Source organism: Parashewanella sp. 2210YD4-3 (genome assembly GCF_056591735.1).
The window spans coordinates 515,947-538,145 of sequence record NZ_JBWQOG010000001.1; the positions used below are offsets into that span (position 1 = coordinate 515,947).

General features: G+C 41.9%; 21 protein-coding genes. 1 reads left to right on the forward strand and 20 read right to left on the reverse strand.

The features are described from left to right. Window positions 1-4 precede the first annotated feature (4 nt). The 8 genes from tldD to AC1EU0_RS02225 all read right to left on the reverse strand — a co-directional run bounded on the left by tldD (window position 5) and on the right by AC1EU0_RS02225 (window position 10,997). Window positions 5-1,447, reverse strand: coding sequence for a metalloprotease TldD (gene tldD / locus AC1EU0_RS02190; RefSeq protein WP_480300251.1), 1,443 nt, complete (start codon window positions 1,445-1,447; stop codon window positions 5-7). A gap of 5 nt (window positions 1,448-1,452) precedes the next feature. Then, window positions 1,453-2,295 (reverse strand): carbon-nitrogen hydrolase family protein, encoded by an 843-nt coding sequence (locus AC1EU0_RS02195; RefSeq protein WP_480300252.1) that lies wholly within the window; start codon window positions 2,293-2,295, stop codon window positions 1,453-1,455. A gap of 1 nt (window position 2,296) precedes the next feature. Beyond that, window positions 2,297-6,397, reverse strand: a complete 4,101-nt coding sequence (locus AC1EU0_RS02200) for a YhdP family protein (RefSeq protein ID WP_480300254.1) — start codon at window positions 6,395-6,397, stop codon at window positions 2,297-2,299. Next, window positions 6,397-7,896 (reverse strand): ribonuclease G, encoded by a 1,500-nt coding sequence (gene rng, locus AC1EU0_RS02205; protein ID WP_480300255.1) that lies wholly within the window; start codon window positions 7,894-7,896, stop codon window positions 6,397-6,399. Before rng ends, AC1EU0_RS02200 begins: the two co-directional genes overlap by 1 nt. A gap of 53 nt (window positions 7,897-7,949) precedes the next feature. Further along, window positions 7,950-8,531, reverse strand: a complete 582-nt coding sequence (locus tag AC1EU0_RS02210; protein WP_480300257.1) for a Maf family protein — start codon at window positions 8,529-8,531, stop codon at window positions 7,950-7,952. A gap of 5 nt (window positions 8,532-8,536) precedes the next feature. Continuing rightward, window positions 8,537-9,025 carry a rod shape-determining protein MreD gene (gene mreD / locus AC1EU0_RS02215; RefSeq protein ID WP_480300259.1) on the reverse strand — a complete coding sequence of 163 codons (489 nt, stop codon included), beginning with the start codon at window positions 9,023-9,025 and terminating at the stop codon, window positions 8,537-8,539. Further along, complete coding sequence (mreC, locus tag AC1EU0_RS02220; protein WP_480300261.1) at window positions 9,022-9,873, reverse strand: rod shape-determining protein MreC; 852 nt, start codon at window positions 9,871-9,873, stop codon at window positions 9,022-9,024. The genes mreD and mreC overlap by 4 nt, the downstream gene beginning before the upstream one ends. A 71-nt stretch (window positions 9,874-9,944) precedes the next feature. Then, window positions 9,945-10,997, reverse strand: a complete 1,053-nt coding sequence (locus AC1EU0_RS02225) for a rod shape-determining protein (RefSeq protein WP_121839653.1) — start codon at window positions 10,995-10,997, stop codon at window positions 9,945-9,947. A 352-nt stretch (window positions 10,998-11,349) separates the two neighbouring features. On the opposite strand from AC1EU0_RS02225, the gene AC1EU0_RS02230 reads away from it, so the two are divergent. Continuing rightward, a complete protein-coding gene (locus tag AC1EU0_RS02230) occupies window positions 11,350-11,877 on the forward strand; it encodes a hypothetical protein (protein WP_480300263.1) in 528 nt (175 codons plus the stop codon). Between the two features lie 59 nt (window positions 11,878-11,936). On the opposite strand, the gene AC1EU0_RS02235 is transcribed toward AC1EU0_RS02230, so the two are convergent. From AC1EU0_RS02235 to AC1EU0_RS02290, 12 genes are all read right to left on the reverse strand, one after another. Next, a complete protein-coding gene (locus tag AC1EU0_RS02235) occupies window positions 11,937-15,023 on the reverse strand; it encodes a DUF6701 domain-containing protein (RefSeq protein ID WP_480300265.1) in 3,087 nt (1,028 codons plus the stop codon). Between the two features lie 2 nt (window positions 15,024-15,025). Further along, window positions 15,026-15,466, reverse strand: a complete 441-nt coding sequence (locus AC1EU0_RS02240) for an MSHA biogenesis protein MshP (protein WP_480300267.1) — start codon at window positions 15,464-15,466, stop codon at window positions 15,026-15,028. Continuing rightward, window positions 15,456-16,286, reverse strand: coding sequence for a prepilin-type N-terminal cleavage/methylation domain-containing protein (locus AC1EU0_RS02245; RefSeq protein WP_480300269.1), 831 nt, complete (start codon window positions 16,284-16,286; stop codon window positions 15,456-15,458). Before AC1EU0_RS02245 ends, AC1EU0_RS02240 begins: the two co-directional genes overlap by 11 nt. Then, window positions 16,286-16,789: a prepilin-type N-terminal cleavage/methylation domain-containing protein gene (locus AC1EU0_RS02250; RefSeq protein ID WP_480300270.1), complete on the reverse strand. Its 504-nt coding sequence runs from the start codon at window positions 16,787-16,789 to the stop codon at window positions 16,286-16,288. The genes AC1EU0_RS02245 and AC1EU0_RS02250 overlap by 1 nt, the downstream gene beginning before the upstream one ends. Further along, entirely contained in the window at window positions 16,779-17,294 is a 516-nt protein-coding gene (locus tag AC1EU0_RS02255; protein WP_480300272.1) for a type II secretion system protein, read from the reverse strand. The genes AC1EU0_RS02250 and AC1EU0_RS02255 overlap by 11 nt, the downstream gene beginning before the upstream one ends. A 69-nt stretch (window positions 17,295-17,363) precedes the next feature. Continuing rightward, on the reverse strand, window positions 17,364-17,846 hold the full coding sequence (locus tag AC1EU0_RS02260; RefSeq protein ID WP_480300273.1) for a hypothetical protein: 483 nt from the start codon (window positions 17,844-17,846) through the stop codon (window positions 17,364-17,366). A 20-nt stretch (window positions 17,847-17,866) separates the two neighbouring features. Next, on the reverse strand, window positions 17,867-18,415 hold the full coding sequence (locus AC1EU0_RS02265) for a type II secretion system protein (protein WP_480300274.1): 549 nt from the start codon (window positions 18,413-18,415) through the stop codon (window positions 17,867-17,869). A 48-nt stretch (window positions 18,416-18,463) separates the two neighbouring features. Further along, entirely contained in the window at window positions 18,464-18,976 is a 513-nt protein-coding gene (locus AC1EU0_RS02270) for a prepilin-type N-terminal cleavage/methylation domain-containing protein (RefSeq protein WP_480300276.1), read from the reverse strand. A 158-nt stretch (window positions 18,977-19,134) separates the two neighbouring features. Next, on the reverse strand, window positions 19,135-19,611 hold the full coding sequence (locus AC1EU0_RS02275) for a prepilin-type N-terminal cleavage/methylation domain-containing protein (protein WP_480300278.1): 477 nt from the start codon (window positions 19,609-19,611) through the stop codon (window positions 19,135-19,137). Between the two features lie 32 nt (window positions 19,612-19,643). Further along, the gene (locus AC1EU0_RS02280) at window positions 19,644-20,126 is read right to left on the reverse strand and encodes a type II secretion system protein (RefSeq protein ID WP_480300280.1); all 483 of its coding nucleotides are present in this window, start codon (window positions 20,124-20,126) and stop codon (window positions 19,644-19,646) included. Window positions 20,127-20,424: 298 nt separating this feature from the next. Continuing rightward, entirely contained in the window at window positions 20,425-20,952 is a 528-nt protein-coding gene (locus tag AC1EU0_RS02285; protein ID WP_480300282.1) for a hypothetical protein, read from the reverse strand. A gap of 27 nt (window positions 20,953-20,979) precedes the next feature. After that, the gene (locus tag AC1EU0_RS02290; protein ID WP_480300284.1) at window positions 20,980-22,197 is read right to left on the reverse strand and encodes a type II secretion system F family protein; all 1,218 of its coding nucleotides are present in this window, start codon (window positions 22,195-22,197) and stop codon (window positions 20,980-20,982) included. Window positions 22,198-22,199: the final 2 nt, after the last annotated feature.

Genomic DNA, 22,199 nt, shown 5'->3' on the forward strand with positions numbered 1-22,199 from the left:
AAGGTTAAGCGGTACCACCTACAGTAAGGCGATCCAGTTTAAGCGTAGGCTGACCAACGCCAACAGGCACACTTTGACCATCTTTACCACAAACGCCAACACCATGATCTAAGGCTAAATCATTACCGACCATGCTGATCTGACTCATGGCTTCTGGGCCATTACCAATTAATGTAGCCCCTTTGATAGCCTGTGTGATCTCACCTTTTTCAATTAAGTATGCTTCTGATGCCGAAAACACAAACTTTCCTGAAGTAATATCCACTTGTCCACCACCAAAGTTAGGCGCGTAGATGCCATTATCAACTGACTTGATGATCACTTGTGGATCGCTGTCGCCCGACTTCATATAGGTGTTGGTCATTCGCGGCATAGGCAAATGAGCATATGATTCGCGTCGGCCATTACCCGTTGACTCCTCGCCCATTAATCGAGCATTGAGTTTGTCTTGCATGTAGCCTTTAAGAACACCGTCTTCAATCAAGGTCGTTTTTTGAGTTGGCGTCCCTTCATCATCAACAGTCAGTGAACCACGACGATGCTCGATAGTACCATCATCAATTACCGTCACTAAGCTTGAGGCTACTTGTTCACCAACACGACCAGAAAACGCACTACTGCCTTTACGGTTAAAATCACCTTCAAGACCATGACCTACTGCTTCGTGTAACAACACTCCCGGCCAGCCATTACCTAAAACTACGGTCATTTCGCCAGCAGGTGCATCAATCGCGTGTAAGTTCACTTGTGCTTGTCGCACGGCTTCACGGGCAAATTTGAAACTCACTGGCAACCCTTCATCATCGGTTTCCATGAAAGCTTCATAGCTATGACGGCCACCGCCACCAGCCGCCCCTCGTTCACGTTTGCCATTTTCCTCAATCAAGACACTGCAATTGAATCGAACAAGAGGGCGAACATCGGCGCTCAAAGTGCCGTCACTGGCTGTCACTAAAACCTCTTCGTAAACACCAGATAAGCTGATAACCACTTGGGCGATACGGCTATCTAAACTACGAATGTAGGCATCGGCTTGTTTGAGTAAATCGATCTTTCGCGATTGCTCCATCGCTTCGATAGGATCTTGGCTACTGTATAACGCGGGTTGAATTGTGGCTTTAGCCGCTTGCACAGAATAACTGCTTCCCCCGCTTGCAATCCCTCGTGCCGCTAGTGATGCCGATTCCAGTGCTTCAGGGGTAATTTCATCGGCATACGCAAAGCCTGTCTTCTCGCCAGTAATGGCTCGAACACCGACACCACGTTCAATATTAAAGCTACCTTCTTTAATGATGCCATCTTCCAGCACCCAAGATTCATGGCGACTGCCCTGAAAGTACAAATCAGCATAATCAATATTATGTTGATGGATAAGGGTTAAATAGTTTGAAAGGGTATCTAGACTTAGCTTATCGCCAAGTAAACTTTGTCCCACTTGGGTTAACATCAAATTTAATTCTCTATTGATTTCAAGATGGCCGACTGAAAGCGTTTATGCTTTAACACTGGCATTTCATTGCGAATTCTGTTCATTTTAGCGAAATCTGGCCTCGCCTGCACCCACCCTGTATCAGAAGGCTTCTCTGCAATAATTTCACCCCAAGGGTTCACAATCATACTGTGCCCCCAAGTTTCTCTGCGACTGCTTGGGTGTTGCCCCCACTGAGCTGCTGCGACGATATAGGCTTGGGTTTCAATGGCTCTCGCTTGCAAAAGCGTTTGCCAATGGGCTTTCCCTGTAACCTTAGTAAATGCAGCAGGAATTGCAATCATGTCAGCGCCTTGCTCTCTCATGGCCTGAAATAATTCAGGAAACCGCAGATCATAACAAATGGCTAAACCAATTTTTCCTATTGGTGTATCGACCACAACGACCTGTTCACCCGGACAAAATGTTTCACTCTCACGATATTGCTTAGTGCCATCGGCCACATCCACATCAAACAAATGCAGCTTATCATATTGCCCCATAACCTGACCTTGAGGGCTAAATACATAACTGCGGCTATAATAGCGACCATCTTGTGCTTTTTCAGGCACTGTTCCAGCCACTAAGTACACTCGATATTGTGCCGCTAGCCTTGATAATGCTTGAGTAAAGGGATTATCTTCGCCTTCTCCCATTGCATCCACCTGCAAGCTTTCATGACCACCAAACAGTAATACACACTCAGGCAGGACCACCAAATGATCTTGGTTTTCATTTTTTGAAAGCGCTTCAAACTGGTCGTGCAAAAAAGCTAAGTTTTCTTCAAAATCGCGCCCACTAGAGCATTGTAATACGCTGATTTGCATCTTAACCCTCTTTAGAAGTATTGGTTACAGGTTCGTTTTCCGGTTTAGCTTTAGGTTCTGGTTTGTTCTCAATTTTGACTTCTGGTTTTAATGGCTTAGATGATTTTTCTGGCACGGTTTCAGCCTTGGGTGATTTATCTCGAACCGCACTTGGATTAACTTCACGTAAAACCGCATCAGGGATCTCAATTTCCTTGCGCTTACGCTCCACTTCTTCTAAGTGAGGATTAGACATAGTCCCCGTTAAGCGGAAACGGATTTCTGAAATCACCTCAATCACTGGCTCTAAAACTTTAGTCAGTGCAAAAGCTCCCAAGCCAATAGCCCAACCGGGTGTGCTTAGTAATACCACAGTCGGAACACTCGAAGCCAATTTAGGTGAGAAACGAATATCGTAATTTAAACTTTTTTGGGTTAAATCCGTGTAGCCTCGAACTCGCATCGTACCAGCCACCGCATCCATCTCAGTATTAGTGGTTTTAACAACACCATTATCAACCCGTAAATCCCCAGTAAACGAATTAAAGTACAAGCCTTTGCCAAATACATCAGAAAAATCAAATGACAATTTTCTCAATAACGAGTCCAAACTGAATAATGAGAAAATTCGAGCACCTTTATCGCTCACTTCGGTTAAATGGCCTTTGCCAAGATTAAAGTTAACATCGCCATTAAGTCTAGATAGGTCGAAATCGTAAGGAGCACCTTGCCAATGAGTGTTTAAGGTGACTTTCAATGGCGCGTCTTTAATCCCCGGACTTACATCAAACTGCTTTACCACTGCATCGAATTCTTGTGCGTCGATAGTTAGGTTAAGGTTAGTCGCGCCAAACGTCTTTTCAGTAGAAGCCAGCCATTCACCCGTTCCCATCACTTTGGTTTTTGGGGTCGTTAATGCGATTTGATTGAGTACATAACGTTTTGGTTCAGGGTGACCTTGTAAACTCAAACTTCCCAATTGGTATCCTTTAAACCGAAAATCGTCGGCCGATATGCTCAGAACAGGAAGCCCTTTTAGTACTTCAAGATTTTTGGCTGCATCAATGGTAGACGGCACATGTGCCTCTTCTGGCAATGCTTTTTTATCATTCTGCTGTGATGGCTGTTCAGTAAAGAGGTAGAGTTTGCTGGCATCAATATTGATGCCTTGCTCATTCCAATTTTTATGGAAAGTGAGCTTTCCAGCAAAGTTATCCGATGAAGCATGAAACACCCAATCACCTTGTTTTGGATTGGCGTTCATTTGCAGTTGCTTGAAAGATTGCCCAATAAAATCCAAGTGCTCTATTTGCGATTGAATTGAAACCAATTCAGGAAAGAAGGGAGGTTTCGGGGTTGTATTCACAGCTAGATGGGTCAAAGGAGGTTCTGAGTTTGAAGTAAAAGCATCCACCAAGGGCAACCATTTTTCAAGATTCGCATACTTAAGCTCAGCACGAAGTTGACCACCTTCATCATTCAATGCATCACCAGGCTGAAACAGTCGCCCAATAATGACATCATAGGCTTTTAGCCTCTTTTGGTTGTCAGGATCAAAACTTCCCCAAAACTCAGCTTGATCACCAAGTTTAACGCTCATCGAAAGCTGCTTATTATCTCCTGCTATTTCAGCTTGCAAAGATTTACTTTCTTTAGCGGTCTTAGCTAATTGTTCGGGTAAATCTAGAGTCACCCCAACTAAATCTGATCCCACAGTTCCTTGCAAACTGTAACCTGTATCACTGAACACCATCTTAAGTTTGGCTTTTAAGTCCATACTGCCCGAATAAAATGGCGACAGCGGGTTTTCAAACTCAACAGGGAGATTGCTTAAATCCCACTGACTACCCATAGTTAAATGTAAGTTGGTCGCATCTGTTTGTGGCTCAGTATCAAACGATAACTGTGTCGGTTGCTGAAATAACAACGCGGAAAGATCATCGCCTTCAACGACATCATTTTGAAAGCGAACATCACCGCTGACTTTTTGTAATTCGATCCCAGGCTCAGAAATGTAAATTGGATTATCTTTAAGGCTAATTTGGCCACGAATTTGTGCTTCATCACCTTCGTAGAGTGGAATATCAAGGTCTAATATCCCTTTTACTCGCCCTTGTACTTGAACGATATTCAGCACCTTACCAACCGAATCAGACAGTGGTGAAGACTGTAAAACCTCAGTAGCATTTTCCCCTTTAGGATGAAGCTCAGCTTGAACGCCTAGCCTTGATTTTTCATCCATTACTGGGATAAACACATGAGCACCATCAATCGGTACTTTGATCAATTGACCTTTGTTGACATGCAAATCCATTCGGGCATTTTCAAATAAAGCAGATAAGTTTAATTTATCAATATTGGGCCAATCTGGTTGAAAGCGGAATGTCGCATCTGCTAGCTGAAAACCAGCCTGAAACACGCCAGTATTTTGTTTAAACGGAAAGTCACTGAAGTTTCCTTGCCAAACCAATTCGGCATTAGGAATCTTACCCGCTACTAATGCACCAGTGAGGTAATCCGTTAAGTCTTTACCCATGGCCAACTGAGGAAGATATAAAAACGCATGGTTAACATTATGAATAGCAATATTAGCCGCCAGAGCTAATCCAGCCTGCTGCGTTAAGTCAACACTCGCCATTCCTTTTATATCAAGATCTGCATTATAAAAACGAAATTTGGGCACATCTAATTGTCCGTCAGAAAATGCGAATGACGCTTTGAGAGGTTCACCTTTTAGGTGCAAAGTTTCAATGAACTGCTCACCAAAGTCTAATTGATAACCTTGTTCTGGTAATGACAAATAAAGTTTATCAGCTTGCAGGTTCAAATTAGCATTGAATGGAGCAACTCCCAGACCATTATTGACTGAATTCCAACTGACTTGCTTTAATTGACTGGCTAGCTGCAATCCACTGCTTACAGAATAACTCAGTTGGGTTTCACCAATATAACCTTGAGGCTCTAATTGATGCCAATCAGTAAGCATTTGGTTCGATACTTGCGGGATCAAGGGAAGCAAAGGTTCCAACCACGCTAAATTAAGGCTGGTGATTTGAGCCTGTAGCTTATGCTGTTGATAATCGGCTGCTAATGACAATCCATGCCAACTCTGATCATTACTGACAAAATCTAAACGATCGCTGCGTAACCTAAAACCGTTCTCGGTATTAAGCCAACTAAACTCACCTTTATTAATTTCAAAGCGCTGAGTATCGTCATCTAACTTCCACTTTAGCCAACTGGGTTTAAAACGAATTAAACCTGACTTCCAGTTTCGATCTTCAAAGTTTGCCCAGCCCTGAAGATTAATTACACCTTGTAAATTAATCGCCGCTAACTGATTTAGAGCACTTTGATGCTTGGCGCCCCATTCTCCTAAATCTAAAGCATTCGCTTCTAGATAAGCTTGACCTTTAATCGAATCTGGCTTGTAACCATCACCATGAAAATCAAATTTTAATGCCAAATATTCTAAGGCATCTGAATTATTATCTAGCTTTAATTCGCCTTGACCTCGATGGCGCTCTCCTCGATTAAGCCAATGAAAATTTTGAATATGAATGGGCTGAAATTGCCGTTCATGGCTTAACAGTTGAATACTGACATCGGATAGCGAGTATTGTTGCAATTGCTCAAACAGCAGTTGATAAAGCCAATCGAGTTGGGGTGCAGTTGGATTTGTGCCTTCAGCTTGTTGCTCAATGTTTTCAGAGAGCTTTTTTTCTTCTTGCTCAACTTGATCAAGCTTTAATCCGACATGGACACCATCAACCTTAACGTCTTCAATCTTTGGAGATAAGGTCAGCAGTGTTTGCCAAAAATCTAATTTGATCTGCACTTTTTGTAAGATCAGGGTCGCGGGTAGCTTATCTTGCTCAGGCAGCACCAAATCGTCGACGGTAATTGAGGGGCCATAAGCTTGCCAGTGTGCAGACAAGCTTCCTACATAAACCTGAACTTGATATGTATCTTCGACAAACCGAACCAGCTCATTGCGAGCCTCATCCAATTGAGGCAGTAACCCTCTGATCAAACTGACCAGCAATGCAAACAGCACTAAACAGCCTGCGAGAATTTTCAGACTGATTTGAAAAAAGCGTGTAAGTATTGCTGTCCATTGCACTAGATCATCACCACATCATATTTATTTTGAGGGTACATAGCTTCGACATTCACACGGATACGTTTGTTCACATAAACCTCGAGTTCCGCAACTAAATGACTTTCTTCACCCGTTAAACTGCTATGTACTGATGGCGAACAATATAAAATAAACTCGTCAGCATCGTAGGTTTTATTTAAGCGGATCACTTCTCTAAAAATTTCATAAGAGATGGTATCGACGGTTTTCATGCTGCCACTGCCTTGGCATACACTACATGGCTCACATAACACGTGCTCTAGGCTTTCCCGTGTTCTTTTGCGGGTCATCTCTACTAAGCCTAAGCCTGAGAATCCACTAACACTGGTTTTGACCTTGTCTTTATCTAGGTTAGTTTGCAAGCTGTTGAGCACTCGTTGTTTGTGATCTTCATTGATCATATCAATAAAATCAATAATGATGATGCCGCCTAAGTTTCTTAGTCTCAACTGACGAGCAATGGCTTTGGTCGCTTCAAGGTTAGTATTAAAAATCGTTTCTTCTAAATTACGATGCCCAACAAAAGCGCCGGTATTGATGTCGATCGTCGTCATGGCTTCCGTTTGATCTATGATCAAATAGCCACCAGACTTAAGCTCCACTTTTCGCTCTAAAGCGCGCTTAGACTCGTTTTCTACATCGTACAATTCAAAAATAGGCTCAGAGCCTTCGTAGTGTTCGATCTTAGAGGCAATTTGTGGCATAAACTCGTCAGCAAACTGAACTAACTCTTCGTAAATACGCTGAGCATCGACCCGTACTTTTTCTAAATTCGCTCCAGCAAAATCACGTACGATTCTAACTTGCAGTGGTAAATCTTGATACAACAAACATGCCCCTTTACGGCGGCGACGTTCAATCACTTTTTGCCACACTCGACGTAAAAAGGCGGCGTCTTGTTTTAATTCTTCTTCCCCAACCCCTTCAGCAGCGGTGCGAATAATAAAACCACCATCCTCATCAACAAAAGGTTCTGCAATGGCTTTTAAGCGTTCTCGCTCAGAAAACTCAATACGTTGAGATACACCGACATGACCGGCGCCGGGCATAAAAACGAGATAACGGGAAGGAAGCGTAATATCCGTCGTTAAACGAGCACCTTTGGTACCCAGTGGATCTTTCACCACTTGCACCATGATAAATTGCCCTTGCTTTACCAGTTCGGCAATATCACGAACAACGAAATTTCCTTTTTCCACTTCAGCGACGCATTCAGTATGAGGCACAATATCTGAGGCATGTAAAAAAGCCGCTTTGTCTAAACCAATATCTACAAAAGCGGCCTGCATACCCGGCAAAACTCGGCTAATTTTGCCTTTATAAATATTCCCTACTAATCCCCGCTTAGTGCGACGCTCAATATGTACTTCTTGTAAAGAGCCATCTTCAATTAAAGCGACTCGGGCTTCACTGGGAGTAACATTGATCAAAAGTTCGGAGCTTTTATTCGCTTTTGCTTTTGATTTTTCTTCTGAATTCATTGTATTGTTCTCTGTCTGAAGCGCTTCTCAATCCCTGCTATCTAACTTTCCTATTATGAATTTAATGCTTGTTTTAATAGTGCTTGAGTCTCTGCCATAGGCAAGCCAATCACGGCTGAATGACTACCTTGGATTTGCTCAACAAAAGTGCCGCCAATGCCTTGAATACCATAAGCACCCGCTTTATCCATTGGCTCTTTAGAAGCCACATAAGCTTCAATAACCGCGTCTGTTAATTCGGTAAATTGGACTTGTGTCGTTACGCTACAAGCCAAAACTTCGTTTGCACTTATAATGGCAACAGCCGTCATCACTTGATGGCTAACTCCAGACAATCGAGATAATATCGCTTTGGCATCGGTAACATCTTTAGGTTTACCCAGCACCTGATTGTCAATTACCACTATGGTATCTGAGCCAATTACCAAGGCATCACCATCAATTAACGCCAATCCAGCTTTGGCTTTTTCAACAGCTAACCGCTCTACCAGTTGTTTGGGTGACTCATCATCAAATTGGGTTTCATCTATATCTGGCGAGACACACTCAAAAGTTTGTTGAGGCCACAGCTGTAAAATCAAATTCAACAGCTCTTTTCGTCTTGGAGAGGTAGACGCTAATACTAGTTTTTTCATAAACCTTAGGTTACTCGATACTTGTGGGCAATACTGCGGATCACCCAATAGGCCCAACGCCAAATAACAAAACTACTAATGGCAGAATAAAGTAAGGAAACCGAAAAGGTTCCAACACCTAAAATGAATTCCACCCAGTTCACCAGTAATTGATAGATAACAACGATACCGAATACCACCAAAGACTGCTGCCAGCGAGGGAAATTCATCAGCCGTTGTTGATACATAAGAACAAGATAAATACAGATAGAAAACCCAAGAGCTCGAATGCCAATGGTTGCCCCTAACAGCACATCTAATATCACACCCAGAATGAATCCTGTAAAAATACTGTATCTAAGAGGAAGTCTCATGGTCCAACAAATTAAGGTGATCAACACCCAATCAGGTCGCCATACTTCTAATTCGGTTGGCAACGGCATAATTTGCAATACTAAGGCCACCATAAAGGTGAGCCATGCTGCCATTCTTCCTGAAGCAGACTGATAACTCATTGAGTCTCCTCCTTGCTTTTAACTTGAATGTTTTTATCATTGTTAGGCCAAACCAGTAATACATAACGTATTCTATCCAGCGCCGCCAATGGCTCTGCCGTAACCTGAGCATACTTTTGACCATCATCTTTATTGACACTCACAACACGAGCAACCGGATAGCCTTCAGGAAAACGATGTCCAAGCCCAGATGTGACCAAAAGGTCTCCCACCCTTACATCGGTACTTTTAGCTACAAATTTCAGCTCAAGTTGATCCAATTCATCCGTGCCATTCGCTACCATGCGAACATCGTTGCGAGTAATTCGAACCGGTGTTGCATGAGTACTATCTGACAGTAATAACACTCGACTGCTATACGGGTTTACCTGCACCACTTGACCCACGACGCCTTGCCCATCAATAACCGGTTGCCCTACAAAAACATCATCGTTTTGTCCTTGATTTAACACTACATACTCATGAGCAGGATCATTAGCAACTTCGATGACTTCAGCCACTTTGATACGCGTATTCATACGCACAGGCGACTTCAGTAAAGTTCTCAGTCGTTGGTTTTCTTGGCGTAAATGTTCAAAACGTTGCAAGCGCTCACTCATCAAGAGTTGCTGATTGAGCAACTGATTATTCTGCTTTTGCAACATATCACGAGTCGCTAAAGCTTCAACTGAATAATTCAGCGCGATATTTGGCAAACTCGCAAGATACTGGAAAGGGGTTAAGAGTCCGGCAAGGGCACTTCTAAATGGCACTAAATAGGGATTGGCCACTATCAGTATGATCGACAACACGACTGCTACAAGCAGTCGTGTTTGAGGGGAAATTCCACGTACAAAAATTGGCTTCATAAATGCATTCGTATAGCAAACGCCCTATAGACTCGTGATACCTGAAGATGCAGGATTTCAGCGAGAATTAATTAACTGTCTTCAGAGAACAAATCGCCACCATGCATATCAATCATCTCAAGCGCTTTACCACCACCGCGGGCAACACACGTGAGGGGATCTTCGGCTACCACGACAGGAATACCGGTTTCTTGCATTAGCAGTCTGTCTAAATCACGTAGCAAACCGCCACCGCCAGTTAGCACCATGCCTCGCTCAGAAATATCCGACGCCAGTTCTGGTGGAGACTGCTCGAGTGCAACCATTACCGCACTCACAATACCACTTAACGGCTCTTGCAAGGCTTCAAGAATTTCGTTGCTGTTTAGGGTAAAACTTCTTGGTACACCTTCGGCTAAGTTACGTCCACGAACTTCAATTTCGAGCACTTCATCACCTGGATAAGCAGTACCAATCGTGTGTTTGATTCGCTCTGCTGTTGCTTCACCAATCAAGCTACCGTAATTGCGACGCACATAGTTAATGATGGCATCATCAAATTTATCGCCACCAATGCGAACGGACGATGAGTACACCACACCATTTAAAGAAATAATCGCAACTTCAGTCGTACCACCACCAATGTCAACAACCATAGAACCTGTGGCTTCTGACACCGGCAGACCAGCACCAATTGCCGCCGCCATTGGTTCTTCAATCAAATACACTTCTCGTGCACCTGCGCCCATTGCAGATTCACGAATCGCACGACGCTCAACCTGAGTAGCACCAACGGGAACACAAACTAATACTCGTGGGCTTGGACGGAAAAAACCGTTGTTGTTATGTACTTGCTTAATGAAATGCTGAAGCATTTTTTCGGTTACATAAAAGTCGGCAATAACACCATCTTTCATTGGACGAATGGCTTGAATATTACCAGGAGTCCTACCTAGCATTTGCTTCGCTTCAGTCCCCACCGCGGCAACAGACTTTTGTCCTGAACCACTTCGTTCACCACGGATTGCAACTACGGAAGGTTCATTAAGTACTATGCCTTGCTCCCTGACATAAATAAGAGTGTTTGCTGTTCCCAAATCAATGGAAAGATCATTAGAAAAAACGCCGCGCAGTTTTTTGAACATGGGTCCTGCCTGTCATAAATAAATCTAAGACGTATTTATCTTTAAATGCGAAGAAAAAGATAAATACGCCCTAAGCAAGCTTCTCATTTCAAGGGGTTTGAACCGAGAAACCAATTAATCAAAGAAATAATATAAATTCTGTTAACTTTATCAATGCCCTGTCAATTCCACAAGTGCTGAAACCGCAAGTTATGAGCCTAACGTGATTTATTTTAACTGTGATTTGCAAAGTATGTGTTTCGTTTTTTAGACCTTTCACTCTTTAACATCCAAGAGCGCCTTACATTTACCTTAGATTCAGTATCGATTCCTTACAATTATATTTATTTAAATAGAAATATAGAGGTGTCGAATGAAGTCTTTATCAAAATTAATAAATCTCAGCCTATTAGCGTTATCAAGCGTAACGTGTGGCCATTTGTGGGCTGCTGAAACCACTCAGTGTGACTCCATCCCAACTGTTGTCGATGATGGCAACGCCGATGGTAGTGTTGAACACCCTTTTCTGTTGTCTTCTCTTCAAGAGACCGATATCACTAACATCAAAGCGGGTGATGATACTTATTTTGTCTTCAATAAAAATACCCAAAGCATGCCCGCTTATTTGGCAGCAATCATCGTAAAGCCTGACCAAAAAATTACCATTACTGAACGTAAAAACTGCCCTCCAACAGAAAAAGATTATGACGTTAACGGCATCACTATTTTTAAAGCGAAAGACGTTGGGCGCTTATTGCTAGCTTATGTGGAAGATACTAAAGCAGATAACAATTATTGGTTCAGAATTCACGCTAACACCGATGTTTCTGGCGTTGGCCTAATGCCTGTATTGCAAGGCGGTGATTTCTCTCTACAAGATGTGTTGAATTTTCGGGGATAAAGTTAGAGCCTTAGAACCGCGAAATGAGAGAGCGAATATAAGCTCTCTCGTTAGATAATTTACTGAACTTCGCGCCAATAAATGATGCGGTCATGGCCTCTGAAGCGACCGAAATAGGCGTTCGACATAGGGTTTGCATCACTACCAGCAGGGTTAGCCCAAGGCCAGCGCCACTTTAAATATGTAGGAACTGTCAGTTCAGATGTTACCTTTCCTCGATAGTATGGAACAGAACTGGGTTTCCAAATTAATTGCAATTGTCCATTACTAAATCGACCATTATTACCAAACTCTCGACTGATACTTTGTCCCGCCCCAATAGAAGGGGCATATTGAGGATTTACCAAATTTGAAGTAGCTAGCGTCGTACAACTGTCTGTTTTATTATCCAGCCAATTCTTCGAAGCAGAATCCCATATCTGAATTTTTACTTTGGTGTTTATATCCTTAGACTCGATTCCATAGCCGTTTTCAGTAAAAGCTCGAGCATAGTAGAAATCAATGGGAGTAGTTGATAGCTTTAAGCCTTTACATGATTGAGAACTACAACCTCTTGGCGTCATATCAGCACCATTAATGCTCGCAATACCGTTATCCTTATCATCAAGAGCAATACCGATGTCATAGTTTAAATATGGCCCGTCTGGTAATGATTGCCTTTCAAAAATGGGATTAGAATTTATTGAACCTTGACCGTTCGACCAGCCAATATTCACTGTAGGGATATATTTGATGCTGCCAGAGCCAGATACCTTAGCATTTAATCTTGAGCTTAGATCTTGAGTACCACTTAGCGCCATAAGACGCATATCCGCTTTAGCAAATGAACCTGTATAATTTTGTGTATGAGTACCTGAGCTATTAACAGCCGTTATTTGATAGTTAAGATCAAACGGCTGATCCATATAAAGACTTTCACCACATACTGGAAAAGGTTTGGGTTTAACAACATTTACATTAAAACTGGCAGGAACAAAACGACCTACATTACTGGATGTAGCATCAACAATTGCTTTATTGATGTTCATGTAATTAGGCGCTGACACAGTAAAATTAAATACGCCAACTTCAGAGACAGATTGATTAACGGTATTGCCATCGCTCGATTGCTGATAGTTAAAGTTTGTGACTTTGAGATTGCCCTTTGCGCCACCAATTGGAGCAATCAACTGATGAGTTAATTGAATGCTTTGCTGCTGATAATTTTGTGTCGTCAAATTATTACAAAAATCACTGTCATTATCACTTTGCCAAGCCTTAGCGGTGACTTTTAAACCAAACTCTTCTCCTGCTTTCTTGAATGCACTATTTGCGTCAAAGCCACCTTTATATTCAGCTTTTGGATCAGTTTCTATGCAAAAACCGACTGGAGAACGGGTAAATTGATCGCTGCCTTTTAGTTCCAATCTATTGTTTTGGAATTGTAAGTTAAGCTCGACTTTGCCTGCTTCAGGATAATTCACATTAATGGAGGTTTGCCCTTGACCATTAAATCGTAATCTTAACTCACTGGGATTAGTAGCTTGCTTTGAAATAGGTTGTCCATCGACCGTTACATTGGCTGCATTAAGAGGTGTGCTTGGCTCTATATATTTACTTGAGAATTCAACCCAGCGCTGCTTGTTTCTAAACAAAGGAACACAGCGACCTTGATTATCTAAACGTTTAGCTTCAACTATTACCTCTTGCGATTTATTCGCGTACTCATCATTAATGGAAAATATAAAACCACTGCCTGAAAAATCCATTAAGCATGCTTGTGTACTTGCAGTCCCATTGCCTTTTTTACACAAGGTTGGCGTTAAAGCGAGCGGAGAAGATGAGCTGACACCAATGCGAATCGCATCTGTAGAAAAATAGCTTAAATCAACAGTCGACCGGCCTGAATTAAAGTTAACTTGCGAAACTCGATTACCATCAATCAACCAGCCTCCAAGAGCAGTACTAATGTTCGGTGATAAAGTGGCCGTTACTGCGCCTTGATACAAAGTACTACAACTTTGATCTGCACAGGCTTTAATGGCTATCGGCTCAGGTTTACAAGTAAAAGGCGAATCACTGTATTGCATTTCAAAATGATGTATTTGCGCTTGCTGCTTATCAATCAATTCAAATGCTGCAAAGCTGTATTCTTCATCTCGATGCCGTCTATCTGAGTCGCGAAAAGTATCTTCATCTACTACTGCACTGACTTGATTTTGATTTAATCGGCATCGACGTAACCAGCCACCATCACCTCCTTTTCGGGTAATTTTTTTTGCTACTAAAAAAGGGGTACCAGTAAACCCATCAAGATTAGTTGTGTGGCTACACTGCTGATTAAGATCACGTACACCATTCCCTGTTGCTGTCACTCCATTACCGAACTGAAATCTAAGTTGCTGAGTCGCATTGTAATCTACAACACCACTGCCAATTTTTAACGCCAAATAACCAACATTTTCAGTTCTTACACTCACTGAATCACTTGGTGCACAATAATTAAATCCACCAATTCGTCTATAAACTTCCGATGTATCTAAGTTAATATCACCATTCACGGCCCCATTGGATTGAATGGCTCGACGGCTTACACTCGTCACCCAACAATGGCTGTTGTTACTATTATTTCGGCGGTTATTGTCTGTCTGAATTTGAGTTAAAAAAGCATCATAGTCAACAGCATCATTGGTGACAGTCGTCCAAGCGGCGTTACTTAAATTAAGTGCATTATTAACCTGACGCGTTCCAGCAAACAGCTCTTGCCCATTGGGCAATTGATGAGTACCAGGAGTTACCGCAATCCAGTTAACGTTTCGCATTATACTCGATGGACGGTACCGATTAATTGGAGATGGAGGCTCACGCTGAATCCAAGTAAAACCAAATCGGTCTACACTAAGAATATAAATGGACGCAGGGCCTTCTCCATTAGTGTTACTGATAGGAATTGTGGGAGTGATAAAAATAACGGGAGTGGCACCTGCAGGAAATGGCGTATCGAAAGTAACGGTTACGGATTGATAATTGGCATTGTTTGCGCTTGACTGGGTCGTTCCAAATTTAAGAAACTGCTCCACATCAATAGCACAACTTTGCCACGAAAAAACACTAAGCAATAACAATAAGGCAATTGAATAAAACTGAGAAAACTTTGTTATTTTCATTATTATCTCGCCATGACTTCAACTGTGCGACTGACTCGATTTGGAGTGCTGTCCCCACACACAGCTTTAGCCGTTAATCTAAATTGAGTGCCGACATTGGCAACCGTGTAACTTTGGCAGGTTAGTGTTACTGGGCAAGCTTGCAAGGCTACATCATTATTACGCCAATCCTTATTAGTTCCATATGCATTATTTACGTTTGAGCAATCTCCACCACCAGCAACTGGAAACAGCAGTGCCAAGCCTGCATCTAACGCACTATTCGCCGCAAATAATGCTCTTGCACCTTGTACCTCTATGGTTATCGCTTGATCTTCGTTTTGTGAAACCTTGATCAACGTAGCTGCCAGCAGAAACATCACGGTTAGGATAAAAATACCCAGCACTAGCATGCTGCCTCGCTGCTTTGAACGATTCATCAAGCTATTATTTTTATGGAACATTCGGCACCTGCACTTGATGTTGGTACGACATACTTTGCCCTAATACTTCAAACCTTAAATTCATTTGAATAATGGCATTGTGCCTTAAGGTAGAAGGCAACAGGCTAAACGGCCTATCTGAAGCATCACTAATATCGTTTACAATGCTTTGAGCGATCACACTACCTGAACCACGATTCTGAGGTGTAGGTAATGTTACATTAAAGCTATAGTTGTCAAAGCGCTCGATTGTGTCCGATACCCCTGATATGCAATAGGTGACCGGATTACGAGTAAAATACATTCGTTTTTGTGGTGATGAGTACTTGAAGCGGGTGTCTCCAAAAAAAGTAAGTGTCAAGGTCGGTGAGGTGTTGCTTGGACTAGAACTATAAAATACCCTTGCAGCAATAGAGTTTTGAGTATTCGTAATATAAATTTCATCCGCACTTATCGGGTACACATAAGCTCGAGAAAAAGGAGGGATCTTGCTGTTGATATCATCACGGAACACAGTGGCAGTTCTTGACGGTGCAGTTAACGGAATTTGAATATAGCTTGTCGATGCAAAGGTAGGCACAAACTCTATACATTGATAACTAGCATTATCTGTATTCACACGGACGCTATTGGGTAAAGCAGTACGTAACTCTCGTGTCATCCGTTGGATTGCAAAACGACTCTCTCCTAATACTTTATCAACACTGGTTGAATCTACAAAAATGCGAGTTCCAAAGGTAATAAAACCACTCACACCAACCAACACAATACCAAGAATGATAATGACAGTTACCAGTTCAATTAAGGTAAACCCCACCGCTTTGTTATAGGAGCGTATCATTAGTAGTTGCTCCTTACAGCAGTAAACCGAATAGCTTCATTGAGTGGTGTTGTGACCGTGATGATAATGGTTTTAGACACACTTGGGTTAGTCGAACTCACCGACACATTTAATTGATAATTAGGATAGCGTTGAGCATAGGTTTGAGTCGAATCAAGCATCAAGCTTTTTTGATTCAATCCATTATAATCGTTCAAATTTTCAAAATTGTTCCGGCTTTTTCCACCAGGAGAGAAGACATTCGAGCAACTTGGTGCTGATGGACTACCGCAAGCCGGAATTCCTCCAACTCCAGAATTAGGATCGTATCTTTTCGACCAAATCTCATTCATTACCGATTGCGCTAATTCCGTAGCCCTCATACGATGTATATTCTCAGCAGCACGATCAGCTTGTGGATACAGCATAGTGGCCATCAGAACTAAACCAATGCCTAGTACCATCATACCCACAACTAACTCAATCAGGGTAAAACCTTTTTTGCAGATAAATTTAGGCCCCATGAATATACCCTGCCTTTGAAAGCTCAATTTTCACGGTATCTCCGGCACGTATTGTAATGGTTATTTTATCTGTAAACGTGTTGCCAATAGTCTCCAAACTGCCACTGCCTGAAAAATTAAACAGAAAGGTTGTCGGTGGTAAATAGAGATGAGATGTCACTTCGACGCCTTTTGGCCATGGTTTTAACGGTAGAAAATTTCGATAAGAATTGGAAGCACAAGCACCGATATTATTTTTATCTGCAACTAAGGATTGATATCCCTGCGTTGTTGCTGAAAAGCGAAAACATTGATCAGTGTTATTCATCGCCCTTAGCTGGAGTTGACGCAATTCACTGATTAATTCAGCTCGAACCGCATAAGCACTATAATTACTCGGCCCTAAAAATTTTGGCGCAACACTAACCGCAAGAATACCGATCAATACCATAGTGGCGATCAGTTCAACTAAGGTAAATCCTTTTTTACTGACATGAATTTTAGGAATGCGGCTAACCTGCTTCATTATTGTTATTTTTGTAGTCTTTTAGTGTCTTGGTAATAATGCATGAATTGATGGAAAAATAACAGCTGATTAACTCAAACTCTGTGTAATTTTTTGTCCCATAGCATGACCCCAAGCACCTCCCAAAAAGCCAGAAATAAGAGCTGCAAAGCTCATATTGACTGAAGTCTTATGATCATCATTATTGCTAGTAGAATTAATATTGTACTCTTCTGTGATTACAGCTCTTACGACAGATTTAACCGTATAACCACCGGCAACTGTCAAAGAGGCAACCATAGGATTACTGCATTTTAAACTGGTAAAAAACACACCTACTACAAGTTCGAGTTCCTCAATATTTTGATGAACTTTTTCTTCGTTTGAAGCACCTTGAGTCAACCATTTAGAAGTGCAACTCCAAAGGTGAAGTCCTGCTGCGACAGCGCCTCCCGTTGCAGCCAAAGGTAACCCTCCAGCAATGGCACCAACCCCCATCCCGAGACCTAATTTCCATGCTGCACTCTCAGTTGAACGTGACAAGATTGACACCAAGCTATTGTTTTGGATCATTTTGTTCTCCCAGTTGGATGTTAACAATCAGAGGGTTTAGGCAGTTTAGAATATTCGGGCAGCAATGTTCCTCTCGCTTCGGTGTATGATATGTAGCATTTTTCGGGGTCGCCCCGCTGCCAAATCTCGACTCTGCCAGTGTTATCACTCAGCATTATCCAATCTTGGCCTTGATCCGTTCCCTCAACTAAATCATGGCTTCGTGCACTGACCGCCTTTGCAAACCGTATACCTGTAGCATTTTCGATTTCATCGAGCCTAGCCTGCATGTAACCATAATTAGTATCTAAGGGTTTTCCGGTGCCAATATCTACTGCAGGTTTAGACATGGCATCAATTTTAGCTTTGCCTTGCAGTACTGCTTTTGAATAAACCAAAGCATTGGTGGTTTTTAGGGTGGATTCCATCTCCTGCAATGCCACCACCCTTGCTTCACCTTTGTAGTTGATAAACTTAGGCGCAGCGACAACGGCTAAAATACCCAGAACGATGATGACGATAACCAATTCGACAAGAGTAAAACCTAAATAATCTCGTCGAGTTGGTAATTGAATACGAGAGCTATTCATTTTCCCTGTAAACCAATTAAATTAAAAAGTGAACATACTCAACAACTGTTAGCATGCTGATGCCGCAGGTAATACACTGTATCGTGGAGCGTTGATTGTCGTGCCAGTCAATGAGGCTTGAGTGTAGGTAATACGACAAGTAGCTGGAGCACCACGCTGCCAAATCGTCACCACGCCAGAATCTGCAAAAATCGTCCAGTCAGCATTATTGTCAGTCACTATGGTATTATCAGTAGCACTGGTTCCAATATTAAATTTGAGATCGGTCGCGTTTTCTAGTTCTGCTAGGGTGGCTTGCAAATAGCCATATCGAGTGTTGGCATTCGTCCCAGTGCCAATATCGACAATTCCCGTCTCAACCCTTTCTCGACCGACTAAAATCGCTTTTGAATTCACCATAGAGTTGGTGCTTTTTAAGGTTGCTTCTACTCCTTTAAGGGCTGACACACGTGCGTCACCTTGAAAGTTGATAAATTTAGGGGCTGCCGTCACTGCCAATATACCGAGAATGATAATGACAATAACTAATTCGACTAAGGTAAAACCTTGATGTTGTTTCATAACAATGACCTCGATTGAGAATCATCCGTGATATGAATTTGTGTATAGATAGGAGGAAGTTAATTTAACGGTTTTTCTTGAAGTGGTAAAGAGGGTCAGTGTGGATTTAGGATTAATAAAAAAGCCCTATGTTATAGGGCCTTTTTGAAGATAACTCTTTAACAACCATCTGTTGTTGCAACAGCTTTAGCTGCCACAGTAGCTGTTGCCGGAGTATAAGTAACAAAACAGTTTCCTGAAACACCGTGAGCGTATAACTTTGCAGTGGTCACTGAACCTGCTGGTTCTTCGATCAACCAGTCACCAGTAGTTGTTTGATTACTATCAACCTTTTTATCTAAAGTTACCTGCATACCCGCTTCGAGTGAGGCTTTAGTAGCTTTCATATAACCGTGATCTACAGATACTGTACCCACAGTTTTACCCGTTCCTTTATGATCACCTGATAAACTTGCTTTAGAATAAATCAAGCTATTCGCACTATTAATTGCACCAGCTAAGCCAACAACTGTAGATTTTTTAGCATCGCCTTGAAAGTTAATGAACTTAGGCGCAGCTGTTACAGCCAAAATACCCAAAATAATGATTACTACTACTAATTCAATTAGAGTAAAGCCTTGTTGTTTTTGTTTCATATTATTTCTCTATAAAAATTTGAGTTTAGATATTAACAACCAGTTGTATCCACTGTAACTGATGGTATGCCACCTGAAGCAGCAGCGGTATAGGTCAATTGGCAAGACTTGGTCGTACTACCTACAGTTGTTGAAGTTGGAGCGTTTGTTTGTCTGATGATGATAGGTCCAGAACCTGTTACAACCCAATCATTATCTAGATCAACATTCATCCCCTTTGATAGAGCATCTTTAGAGGCAGACATATAGCCATTGGTAAGAGGTACATCATCTCCGGTAGCAGTCGTACCAAGTATGTCAATACTTGATGCAGTTTCTTTGTTTTTTACAACAGCTTGAGAGTGAATAAGCTTATTCGCACTTTCGATACTCCCCTTCAAACCTGCTAGAGCAGATTTATGAGCATCACCTTGAAAGTCCAAAAACTTAGGCGCAGCCGTTACCGCCAAAATACCTAAAATAATGATTACTACCACTAATTCGATTAGTGTGAATCCTTGTTGTTTTTTTATCATATCAATTCTCTTATTACGTCTACGTATTTCATATTCACAATTTGTCTGAAAATCACAAATTGTATACCCCGAAAACAGTCATATTAGTAATACGACTGACTAATATCTTCCGTGACGTAATACTGAAGTGAGGCTCATTTATAAAAAATGACCACTCCAGTCTACTACTCCAATTCTATTACTTAGCAGTATGATTACTGTTAAGTGTTTATTTTAACTGAACAAGATTAGCAATTGTACAATTAACTTAAATTTTACATACTCATATTTTAAAGTGATCACACTAGAGTTACTACTCTTATATAGCTTTTACTTCAGTAAAACTCAGCGTTTCACTCGCTAAACTATAAATAATCACTGCACTATCAAAGGCTTTAAACTCACACTGTTGCTGTGACTCATTGTAACGAGTAACCAAATGCAGCTTGGTACGACTTGCGCCCATTAATTGCTGCCATAATAATTCACAACCTTGAGCATCATTAGAGCTAGGTATGGGAAAGCCATTTACTGATAACTTTACCTTTGTGCTGGCTACGATTTTTGGATTACTGTTTAGCGGCTGAGTGAATTGGCTAACATCTTGCCAATTTAAGTTAATATACTTTGGCTTACCTCTGATAACCCATTGGTTATGAACCATGCCTAACACATGCTGCAATCGCAAATACTCTTGCTTGTAAGCTTGGTTATCTACCTGCTCTATATCTGGTTCGATATATGCCGAGGCATAACCAATAACCACCAATACCACGCAGATTGCAGCCATTTTTATAAACTGCAATGAGACATTGGCATCGGACTTTTGCTGAGGTGTCATTCTCACGTTATAGCAATCCTCACTGAAGAATGATCAGCCACCTTTAACCGCATTCATCATATCCCACATTGGTAAGTAGATGCCTAACGCTAATATCATTACCATCACCGCTACAATACCAATCAGAATCGGCTCTAATTTTGAAGTTAGGTTCTTAAGGTCGTAATCCACTTCGCCTTCGTAAAAATCGGCGGCATCCGTGAGCAATTCATCGATTCGTCCAGTTTCTTCACCTACTGCTACCATTTGCAGTACCAATGGCGTAAATAGTTTGCTGTTGGCCGAAGTTCGCAGCATGGAATCACCCGATTCAACCCCTCGTCGCATACCGACAATTTGATCATGCATGTACTTATTATCTACCGCATCAGCTACCAAGCTTAAGGCTTGGGTCATGGGAACACCAGAACCCAACATCATGGCAAAGCTACGGCAGTAACGAGAGAGTGTAGAGCGCTCAATAATCGACCCGACAACGGGTAATTTAAGCTTCCATAAATCCCATTGTTTTTCACCTTTGTCAGTCTTCAGCCAAGTTTTGATTCCGATTATCGATCCTGCAAGCACTATCAGCATTAACTGCCAATGGTTAACAAACGCATTAGAGGTAGCAATCAGTAGTTTTGTAGCCCAAGGCAGATCTGCACCTAAGCGGCTGAACATAGAAGTAAACTTTGGGATCACCAATATATTTAAAATGGTAATGGCGATACCGATAGCCAATAGTACAAAGGTTGGATAACGCATCGCAGCTTTGATCTGGCGTCTTGTTTCTTGCTCACGCTCAATGTATGACGCTAACTGTAAAAAGACTTCTTCAAGCTTACCCGAGTTTTCCCCCACATGAACCATAGACACATAAAGTGAGTCAAACACTGTAGGGTGCTGATTCATGGCCGTTGAAAGCTGTCGTCCTGATGTCAGCTGTTCATGGATAGCATTCAGCGCTAGCTTAAGTTTTTTGGAGTTTGTGCTTTCTGCCAAGCCCGCAATCGCACGTAAAATCGGAATGCCAGACTTAACCAAGGAATACATTTGCCGTGTAAAGATTTGCAATTCAGTCAGGTTGATTTGACGTTGAAATAAACGGCTTACATCAAAGCCAGTATTCTCTTTCGCTGTCGTTATCTGCAACGGAATGGTGCCACGAGACATCAACATATCGGCTACCGCCGCTTCAGAAGTCGCTTCAATACGCCCTGTTGCTTCTTTACCTTGGCTATCACGGCCTTTATATTCAAACCAAGGCATAA